The 8,866-nt window shown below is 35.8% G+C and carries 8 protein-coding genes; all 8 read right to left on the bottom strand.

Features of this window, described 5'->3' with window-relative positions:
• Positions 1 to 146 precede the first annotated feature (146 nt).
• Positions 147 to 572 carry a response regulator gene (locus CXF76_RS02620; protein WP_076925984.1) on the bottom strand — a complete coding sequence of 142 codons (426 nt, stop codon included), beginning with the start codon at positions 570 to 572 and terminating at the stop codon, positions 147 to 149.
• 16 nt (positions 573 to 588) lie between these two features.
• Positions 589 to 3,456, bottom strand: a complete 2,868-nt coding sequence (locus CXF76_RS02615) for an ATP-binding response regulator (RefSeq protein WP_101162987.1) — start codon at positions 3,454 to 3,456, stop codon at positions 589 to 591.
• Positions 3,453 to 4,619: a hypothetical protein gene (locus CXF76_RS02610; protein WP_024589371.1), complete on the bottom strand. Its 1,167-nt coding sequence runs from the start codon at positions 4,617 to 4,619 to the stop codon at positions 3,453 to 3,455. The genes CXF76_RS02615 and CXF76_RS02610 overlap by 4 nt, the downstream gene beginning before the upstream one ends.
• 9 nt (positions 4,620 to 4,628) lie before the next feature.
• Entirely contained in the window at positions 4,629 to 5,444 is an 816-nt protein-coding gene (locus tag CXF76_RS02605; protein WP_024589372.1) for a type II secretion system F family protein, read from the bottom strand.
• A complete protein-coding gene (locus CXF76_RS02600; protein WP_024589373.1) occupies positions 5,441 to 6,316 on the bottom strand; it encodes a type II secretion system F family protein in 876 nt (291 codons plus the stop codon). Before CXF76_RS02600 ends, CXF76_RS02605 begins: the two co-directional genes overlap by 4 nt.
• Entirely contained in the window at positions 6,309 to 7,607 is a 1,299-nt protein-coding gene (locus CXF76_RS02595; RefSeq protein WP_024589374.1) for a CpaF family protein, read from the bottom strand. The genes CXF76_RS02600 and CXF76_RS02595 overlap by 8 nt, the downstream gene beginning before the upstream one ends.
• Positions 7,608 to 7,613: 6 nt before the next feature.
• Positions 7,614 to 8,381, bottom strand: coding sequence for a hypothetical protein (locus tag CXF76_RS02590; protein ID WP_024589375.1), 768 nt, complete (start codon positions 8,379 to 8,381; stop codon positions 7,614 to 7,616).
• 98 nt (positions 8,382 to 8,479) lie between these two features.
• On the bottom strand, positions 8,480 to 8,866 hold a 387-nt coding region (locus tag CXF76_RS02585), incomplete at its 5' end, for a hypothetical protein (RefSeq protein WP_198551841.1).

Below are 8,866 nucleotides of genomic sequence, written 5' to 3'. Positions count from 1 at the left end.
CTTATTAAAGGATTTTTACAAATTTAAATAAATTAAAGGTTCATATACACAAAAGCACTAATAAATATTAGTGCTTTAAAAAATTATAACTTAATTTTTTAGTAAGCTATAAATAAAAAATAGTTAACCGCCCTACTGTTTCTATATCATTCCAAGAAAGTTCTAATATTTTCAATTAATACGCTTTGCTTAACTGGCTTTAACAAAAGACCGTTAAACCCAAGCTTCACGTACTTATTATCACTATTTTCGTTTTCACTAAATGTATGAGCGATAATTTTTGTTGCTGATGCGTCAGCATGCTTCCTGATTTTTAGCATTGCATCGGTGCCTGTAAATTGCGGCATTACTATATCCATTAAAATAATATCGTAAATATTTTGAGAAACCATCAATAGCGCCTCTATAGCACTTGATGCGAAATCTATTAAAATATTTTCTTCATTAAGCATTTTTCTTATTACTATTTCTATTAGTAAGTCATCATCTACTAAAAGTAGTCGTTTAGTTTTATTTATTGGCGTTACTTTAAACTCGATAACTTCTGCCATATTTTCATTAATGTTTTTCATTTATTACCCCAGCGGCTTATCTTTTTAAAATACGTGTTATTTGGTTTATTAAAACACCTTGTTTCACTGGCTTTAATAACATGTCATCAAAGCCCTGATTTACATATTTAGATTCTGTATCAGGTGTCGATGTATGCGCAATTATTTTAGTTTTAGAATTATCACTGTGTTTTTTAATTTTTAACATAGCGTCAGTTCCCGACAATTCTGGCATTACTATATCCATTAAAATAATGTCGTAACTATTTTGCGAAACCATCAACATTGCCTCTATCGCACTGCATGCGTAATCTATTATGATATTCTGATCTTTTAGCATTGCCCTAATCACAATTTCTACAAGTGGATCGTCATCAACAAGTAGTAGCGTGTTTTGTTGCTTATTAGTCACTAAACTCGCTTTTACTAAATCAGTATTTAATGAGCTACTTGGTACTTCTTGCTCGTTGCCTTTACCTTGTTTGGTTGCTATGTTTACCAACATAGAAAGTGATATCGTTGATTTATTCGCGTTACTACTTATAGTTATCGCTTTACCACCTAACATCTTAAATATTGAGATAAAAAACTTTAACTCTAATGACACGTCTTTATCATCTATAAAGCGCGTTATATCATCACCCGATATACTTTTAAGCTCAGTTATAAAGTTACTACTATCGATCAAATTACTTAATGAAAAATCGAGGTGTAAGTAATTACGTTTACTTTCATTTTTAATCTGAGCGTTAATTGAAAGCGTTGTATTATTTGATGAATCCAAAACCTCAGTCACTAACTGAATAACCAATTGAGAAATTAACTTTTCATCGCTTGCGACAGTTAATTCAGGCGTAATATTATTTTTAAGAACGATTCTTTTATTTTCAGCCTCTTTAGCTAAAATCGATATATTATTATTGATCATTTGATTTAGGTTTACGTTTTTGGCCTGAAGCTTTAACTTACCTATTTCCGATTTATTTATATTTACGAGCTGTTGAATCACACTTTCAAGCTGGTCGCACACATCAGAAATATTCCCCACATTGTTTTTAAATTCGTTAAAGCTTATTGGATCTTTAGATATTTCAATTAATGACTTTAAAGATGATAAAGGCGTTTTTAACTGACGACTAAGCCTTGTAACAAATTTTTCTTTTAATTGATTTGTCTGTTTTGATTTTTCGAGAACATCAGCGAGTAAACATTCTTTTTGATGTGCCTCTGTATCATCTCTAAAGTAGCAAACGAAACCATTAAAATCTGTATGTCTTTGTAATACAGTTATCCACTTCCCGTCTGTAAAACCTATATCTATTAATTGGTTACGATCATCATCAAGCTTATGATGTTCATGGTAGTGATTTATAATATTATGCTGCTGCGCAATACTTATCAGCTGGCTATACGATAGCTGACTGTTTTGTTTATTCACCTGTGCAAATAAAAGATTAAAAGCATTGTTGGTAATCACAGGAAATTCGTGGCTATTAAAAATAGCAAACCCATGCGGCAGTGCATCCAGAGAACTTGAAAAAAGCTCCTCTCTATTGAGTATTAACTGATTTTTTTGTTTTATTTCACTGTGTAAACGCCTTGGCAAACGTAAAAAATAATACACAAACGCGAATACACAAAAGGCGATCAGTCCTAATCTAATTAAACTGTATTTAGTTATTTGTGGTCGTACTATTTTATTCATTGGTTGCACATGCAAGCGCCAAGTAGGTGGAAAACGACTGCTTAAAGCGCTAATACTATTTTTAATTATACTCGGGTTTACTTCTCCTTGTTTTCCTAAAGTAAACTGTGGTGTTGCTATAAAAACGTTATAATTTTCAGTGTTTAATTTGCCAATAACGGCTTTTAAAAACTTACTTAAATCAAATGCTGTAAGTGTATAAATAGAGCCTTGTTTTATTTTTATTTCAGAAATTAAGAAAGCCGTATCAGCAACCGTAAATACTTCTACTGCTTGTTTGTTCGCTCTTTTATTGAATTTTTCTAACCAGTTTGTAAACCCATACGCGGCTAAATCAAAATTATTTTTTGACCAAAGTGCAAGCTGGTTATACTCAGAATCAAACACAACATACCCTTTATAAGTTAAACTTTGTGAAACCTGACTCTGTACTAAATTATTAAGTTGTTCTTTTGTATAGCTATTTTGGCTTTGTAAAAAACCTGCGATAACTAAATCTTTTTGCGATATATATAATCCTTGATTATCAAATCGCTCTAAAGCATTAAATAACGTTTTACGTAATTGCTGAGTTTGTTCATTGTAATTACTTTGCAGCTCCTTTTTTTCTATAGTATAAAGAAGTAATGCAGTGAATGAGCATAATACTAATGCAATTAAGAATGCGACGGGCGCTAAACTAAATACATGAATATACTTTTCCCCATAATTCTTTTTCGCAGGATTAGTACTTTGATTACTTACTGAATCTGAATTTTTATTTAACTGTGTCTGCAATAATTGAGCAAATGAAATAAACTGATCTTTTTGTGAACCTATTAATGTTTTAGGTGCTAAATCGGCCATCAGCACTACGCCTATCAATTTATTAGTGACACTATAAATTGGATATTGTGCATAAAAACGAATTAATTTGTGAGTGTTGTTTGATACATCATCAAAAAAAGTATCTTCAAATAAATATAGTTTTTCTTGTGTGCAGCGTTGTTGATAGCTTAATAACTCATTTTCGGCGCTTTCTTTATCGTTGCAGGTTATTAACTGCTCTGAATAAACTTCTCTAAAATCGATAAATTTAACAATTGGAACGTCATAAAATTGTTTTAGTAGCGTTAGCGTTTCTTTAATTTCTGTTGATATTTCATCAGTTGGTGTATCTGCTAAATTAGCATGTGAGGTAAATATATTTGAGGCGTTCATTGACGTTCTCCTTCCCCTTTTGGGGGAGTATGTATCCACGTTGTACTGTTTTGGCCGCTATGTACGGGCAGTAAAACTTTAAATGGTGGTGTTAAGCTACTAAGTGCAGGTTCGCCTGTGGTGATATTAATTACTTGTTCTGCATTAACTAAATTAAGTGATGTTTTGCAATATGTAATGCCTGGCTCAATTCCTATTAAGCTCAGTGTTTCACTAATGATAAGGTTATTTACTAAATCGATCCCGACCAGCTCAAATGTAGTTTGTAAAATAGTGAAGACGAGTGTCTCTACAATGTTTTCATCTTCTTCTAAGCGTGTACCTTCTGGGCAGCATATTGTACCAAGCTCTATATCAACGTTTGTGCCTATACCTACTAATGAAAGTGCATTAAGGGCTGTATTTAAAAGCGGTTCTACCTGAGGTAAATATAAATCAAGTATGTCACCTTGCGATTCGTACCCTGTTTGGCATGTATCACACGATTGCGATAAACCTTGATCGCTTGTACCTAAAAGTGGATTTCCTAAAGCTGTTACTCCAACTAAACAACTGCTGTCGGCCGGTTGTTTATCTATTTCAAAGCTTTCACAAGGTGAGCCTGTTACTACTTTTTGCGATACATAACGAGATAGAATTTGTTCACTATTAGCAGGGCATTGTTGTGGCGTACTTTTTAATAACTGACCAATAACGGTGTTACCTAACTGCCCTATTGCATAATTTGGACCTTGCTGCAGCGCATTTATATAACTTACATTACCGGTATTATTTAACTTGCTGACACCTTGGCTGTCGGTTGCTTCATCGCTTAAGCCCTTTAAACACGGGTTACCTTGGCAATTTGGAGCATCGTAATAAACAGCTTCTCGCGAGGTAAACCTATCATCTCTTATGCCTATTAATGCCCTGTACGTGTTGTTTGCTCCACGGTCTGTATAAAAAATGAGTGGTGCTTGATGCTCATCAAAACTTACTGCAATACCGAGTGGTCTATTATTAGCATCAACTACAGTAATTTGATTATCTACCTTAGTTTGGTGGCGCTTAATAAGGGCATCCCTTACTAAAATCACCCCACCAATTGAGCCAATAATTAAAATAGTTATAATTAATATAAGCTCAATAGTAAGTATGTACCCTTGTTGATAATGCTTTTTCATATCAGGCTCCTATAACACTTCTACAAGCATTTTAAGTACGTTCATTACTTGTAATGCTGCGGGAAAAAACACCAATACCAAAAACATCGGAAAACAAATTAAGATAATGGGAAAGGTTGTGTGCATCGCTTTTTTGTTTACTTTTTTAGCGAGTAAAATGTTCTTTTTTAGAGCTAGGCCTTCAAGTTGAGCCTCTACTGCTTGGATAAGTGGCGTACCAAGTTTTGACCCTATTAACATTAAGTTGGCGAGTTTTTTAATTCCTAATACGCCAGTTCGTTCAAAAAGTGAATTAAATGCAAATTCACGATCTTTACCTGCGCTTAGTTCGAATAAAAATAACTTTAGCTCTTTGTATAATGGGTGTTTTTGACTTAATCCATGATCAACCGCCAGTGCAAATGAGCGCTCTAGTGAAAATCCAGCGCGCATGTAAACCAGTAACACCCGTAAAAAAAACTCTAAGCTATTATTTATAACGGTTTTACGTTGATTTTTACGTAATAAAAACCAGCATTCGGGTGCAAAAAAACACATAAAACACAGTAATAATTTAATCGATTGGCTCAGCTCATAACCTGTTAGTTCTATAACCGTAAATGCACTAAAAGTAGCAGCCACTTTGAAGCAGTACAGGCTTATTAATATTTTATTAATTTGAATCCCTGCTTGTCTTAGTTGACGTTTAGAGATGATGATTAGCGGATACCAATTAATGTTTTTAGTATCGGGTTTATCTAATTCGACTTTAAGAGATTGCCTATGAATATGGATAAATGAGCCCATACTTACTAAAAGTCCGATAAGTAAAAGTATATCAATCATAATGTTACCCTTAAGCTAAGGCGTAGCCATAAAAAACCAAATAGCTGACAAAGAAGCGCAACCGTTATAAATGCAATCCCATTAGGATCGTTTAATAATGGTTCAAACCAGGTTGGATCGGTATAGCTAAATAAAGGAATTAGTGCGTAAGGTAAAAAACCACTAAATACAGCAGCGTACTTAGTACCCGAAAGCTTAGCTTTTAGCTGTTGGCGGTCGAGGGTCCGAAGCGACATCATGTTGCATACGCTTTTTAGCATATCGGTTAAATCACACTGGCTTTGTGTATGTGTAATGATGCTATGAGCAAACAATCTTACGGTTTCGCAGTTGTATCTTTCAATTAAAGGGGCAAACGACGTTTCGGCATCACTACCCATGCTCATGCGTTGTATTAGTAAGGTGCTTTGTTTTTTTATATATGGGTCTGCATGTTCATCAGCAAACTGCATTGATTGCTGTAGCGATAACCCTGTGCTTAAACACGATTGTACGGTTTCAATAAATTCTAAAAAATGATGCTCAAATTTTGCTAATTTATAATGAGCCAAGTCAATCACAGTTATAAAACAGGTTACAAAAACCACGATTGAAATAATAAACGCGCTGGTTGATGCCTCTGGGTAATATAATTTAGCTAAAAACCATGAGCTACTAGAGAGCGAGCACGCCATGCTTATAAACCAGGCGTTACTTATGTTTAAGCCTAGCACTCGTAGTGACAAAGTAAGGACGTCTTTTTCTTCTAAAATATCTACTTTTTTAGTGCCTTGGCTGCTTTTATTTTTAGCATACAAAGAAACCAACACACTAGTTGCAAGTACAAAGGTTATAACCGCCGCTATAGCTAATAAATAATCAAGTTTAGTCATTGTTAGCCTCCGGGTTATTGTGCAGTAATGCTTTTAATTCTTGTGCATTTGCCCCTTGGCCTTTCATAAACTCAATAACACTCGAGGTATTTATTAACTCACTTTGTACAGGCTCTGCTTCGTTAATACTATATAGCGGGCTAAAATGTGCGCCGCCATTAACACGCTTAATTTCACCAATACTTTTTAGAGTTCGGGTGCCATTAGTTGAGCGAGAAACATGCACTATAAGTTGAATACTCGACGCGATTAGCGAACTTGTATGGGTATCGCTCAGTTGTGCATTGTGTAATTGCACTAAGGTAGATAAACGAATAACGGCATCATTTGCGCTGTTAGCATGTATGGTCGTCATCGAACCTTGGTGACCACAGTTCATTGCTTGGAGCATATCGATTACTTCGCCAGAGCGTACCTCTCCAACAAGTATTCTATCTGCGCGCATTCTAAGGGCTGCTTTTACTAAATCTCTTAGGCTTACTGCACCTTTACCATCGCTGTTTGTGTCGTGGGCTTCCAATTGCACAACATGGTTGTGATGCAAATTAAGCTCAGCGCTTTCTTCAATGGTTACAACACGTTCATTTGGATTAATTGAGTTGGCAAGTACGTTTAATAATGACGTTTTACCAGCCCCCGCATTGCCACACACTAAAATATTAACGCCTGTTTTAACTGCACTTTTTAAAAACGATAAGATGTTTTTATCTAAAAAATGATTATTAACTAAAAAGTCATCGTTTATTTTTTTATGATTAAACTTACGAATCGATACAATCGCGGCGCTGGTACACGCAGGCGGTACAATAATATGAACACGGCTACCATCTTTTAGTTTGCCATCAACAATTGGCATAAGCGCATTGACTTGTCGACCACAGCCATCAAGTAAGCGATCAACAAATCGGCGTAAATGGCGTTCGTCATCAAACTTACTGGCAGTGCAAAGTAGTTTGCCTTGTTTATCAATCCATATATCTTGCGTGTCGTTTATTAAAATATCACTAACCTGATCGTCCAGCATAAACTGTGCAATAGGACCCAGACCCTGAATTTCATCAAATACAGCCTGAACAACCTGCTCTTGTTGGTATTGATTAAATGAAGATTGATTAAATTGTGGAATTTCACTGCACAATGCAGAGATTTTTTCGAGAACATTACTTGATAAAAGCGCGGTTGGTTCTTGTTCGTACTCTTCGATAACGGCATCGTGCAATAGCTTTTTAAGCTCTTCAAAGGTACTTAAACTGGTTTGAACTTCTTCATGTTTGCTTGATAAATTAAACATAAAAACTCACTTAGCTACATATACAGCTTCATTTTTAACGCCTTTAACCACTTCGATTGTGCGACTGGTTTGTAAGCGTGAAAAGTTTTGCAAACGACCTTGTTCAATGTCATAAGCGCTATGCACAATAATTGAAACTTTGTCGGCGTTATCTATACCCGCCAACGAATAAACATCTTTTGGAAGTACCGCAAGGACTAATGAAACACCGCCCGCAGCGGAGTTAGACTCTTTAGCTAAATTATCCATTACGCCACTTTTAGCGGCTTGCGATTTAGGACCTTTTGAAACACCAATCAACTGTACATCACGGGCAACTGTTCTTACTAAGCGATTAGTTTTAGCGACTATGTCGAGTCGGTCACCTTTGTGTATGCGCGAAAGCGGAATATCTAAGGTGTTTAGTTTTAAAGTATATAAAACACGCCCTGCCGGAATGGCTTCTGATAAATTTTGGCTTTTTTCTCTAATAAAATCGGTGTCGAATAAGGGTTGTTCAACCATTTTATTAGTTGCTAATTTTTGACCTATTAATGCACGCGGATTTTGAACGCTCAGTGCAATATTTGAATAGTTACTTGGATCTATACTCTTTTGCTCTACATCGTGAACGGTTACAGTTTGGCCGGCAGACATATTTTTGTTTACTACCCAAGCTGTTACGCTATTTTCATCGTTTACCTGTCTAATACCCAAAGCCGAAGCTAACATGCCAGAGGTGATGAGTAATATGAGAGCCGCAGTGGTTGCGCCTTTGTTACTTTTACTTTTCATAATATTCCTCCAGAGTAACTTTCACTGCCACACTTTTTGTGGCAGTGAGCCTTAAGCTTGGTATTCAAACCTGCTTGCCTTATATTGGGTACCTTGCGTTAGTTACCTTGTGAGCCGCCTGCCGTTGTACGCGTTGCAGCATCACCACTTGGTGTTGCACTAACAAGTGCGGCACTTTCACTAAAGTCTGATGCAACAAAAGTGAATGAACTACCATCGCCTGCGTACACATCAACTGAATCTACAAACCCAGAACCAGACACTTCAGCTGTGCCTTCGGCGTTAATCATGCCGTCAAATACATAGCTTTGGTCAAGTGAGCCAATTGCTTCAGCTACATCTTCAAGTTCGCTGGTTACCGAGTCACGTAATGTAGATAAACCAATTACAAGTGCCGCTACCATTGAAGTAGAAAGAATGATTAGCTCTGACGTTAGTACAAAACCTTTTTGCTTTTTGCTATTTAAGTTATGTTTAATAGTTTT

This window comes from Pseudoalteromonas sp. 78C3, from assembly GCF_002836695.1.
Lineage (GTDB): Bacteria > Pseudomonadota > Gammaproteobacteria > Enterobacterales > Alteromonadaceae > Pseudoalteromonas > Pseudoalteromonas arctica.
This window is presented reverse-complemented; position numbering and strand designations above follow the sequence as displayed.

What these genes read in the sequence shown, in the direction of transcription:
- CXF76_RS02595 (WP_024589374.1), bottom strand. Translation starts at nt 7,607, where the DNA reads ATGTTTAATTTATCAAGCAAACATGAAGAAGTTCAAACCAGTTTAAGT.
- CXF76_RS02620 (WP_076925984.1), bottom strand. Translation starts at nt 572, where the DNA reads ATGAAAAACATTAATGAAAATATGGCAGAAGTTATCGAGTTTAAAGTA.
- CXF76_RS02590 (WP_024589375.1), bottom strand. Translation starts at nt 8,381, where the DNA reads ATGAAAAGTAAAAGTAACAAAGGCGCAACCACTGCGGCTCTCATATTA.
- CXF76_RS02600 (WP_024589373.1), bottom strand. Translation starts at nt 6,316, where the DNA reads ATGACTAAACTTGATTATTTATTAGCTATAGCGGCGGTTATAACCTTT.
- CXF76_RS02610 (WP_024589371.1), bottom strand. Translation starts at nt 4,619, where the DNA reads ATGAAAAAGCATTATCAACAAGGGTACATACTTACTATTGAGCTTATA.
- CXF76_RS02615 (WP_101162987.1), bottom strand. Translation starts at nt 3,456, where the DNA reads ATGAACGCCTCAAATATATTTACCTCACATGCTAATTTAGCAGATACA.
- CXF76_RS02605 (WP_024589372.1), bottom strand. Translation starts at nt 5,444, where the DNA reads ATGATTGATATACTTTTACTTATCGGACTTTTAGTAAGTATGGGCTCA.